Source organism: Microbacterium testaceum, from assembly GCF_020781835.1.
GTDB lineage: Bacteria > Actinomycetota > Actinomycetes > Actinomycetales > Microbacteriaceae > Microbacterium > Microbacterium testaceum_H.
The window spans coordinates 1-903 of sequence record NZ_JAJGNJ010000039.1 but is presented as its reverse complement, the minus strand read 5'-3'; the positions used below and the strand labels follow the sequence as shown (position 1 = coordinate 903).

The window sequence follows — 903 nt, the reverse complement described above, 5'->3', positions numbered from 1 at the left end:
TTCGTGGGTCGGGATGGGCTGCAGGGGTGGCAGGGTCTTCCTGCGCGTCGCCGGGAGGCGCTGGTGCGGGCGCTCGCTGACGGCGAGCATGATGTGCCGGTGCGCCTTCCCGCTCGCGTCGTCACGATCGACCCGGGAATCATCCTCGCCCGGAGCGAGTACGACATGCAGCGCTGGTGCGACCAGATGAACGGGTGGGGCGCGGGCGGTGGGCGGTTCACGCTCACGGTTAGGCACCTCGGCCAGGAGCTCACCGCATCGGTTCGAGTGCTCGCGTCGGAAGGTATCGACCTGCAGCGTCGTTCGGGCAAGCTGTTGCGGGGGTCGTTATCCGCGCAGCTCGTCGCCGCGGATCCGCGGAAGTACGCCGTGGACTGGTCGCGTCTCGTCGTGTCCAGCAGTGGCGGGACGGTGGATGTTCCATCGCGGGGGAACTTCCCCGCTCATCCGGTGATCGAGATTCCTGACGCGCCGTCCTCCTGGTCTGTGACGTCCCCGGCCGGGGTGTTCTCCGTGACGGGCGCGGCGGCGGGCGGAACGCACAGTGTCGACATGCGCAGTGGTCGAGTCTTCCGCGACGGCGTCTGGATGCAGGGAGTCGGGCACGGGCGGCTGTGGGCGGTCCCGAACGATACCCAGTGGGAGCACATGCTGTCGGCGCCGGGGCGGGTGCTGATCCGCGACACGTACGTGTGAGAGGGGTGTCATGTCGTCCGAACCTGAATGGTCCGTGTGGGTGCATGACGCGAAGACGGGTGAGCCGCGGGAGCGTCTCGACCTGGATATGACCGGCGATTCGCCATGGTCGGCGAGCATCGAAGGCGCAGGGGTCAGCGAGGTCACCATCGCCACTAGTGGCGGCCTGTGGACTCCCGACCGGATCGAGGAGTCGTTCTCGCCGAA

General features: G+C 68.1%; 2 protein-coding genes. Both read left to right on the top strand.

Annotation, left to right across the window (positions count from 1 at the left end):
* On the top strand, positions 1 to 696 hold a 696-nt coding region (locus tag LL239_RS17510), incomplete at its 5' end, for a hypothetical protein (RefSeq protein WP_228164603.1).
* A 10-nt stretch (positions 697 to 706) separates the two neighbouring features.
* On the top strand, positions 707 to 903 hold a 197-nt coding region (locus LL239_RS17505), incomplete at its 3' end, for a hypothetical protein (RefSeq protein ID WP_228164602.1).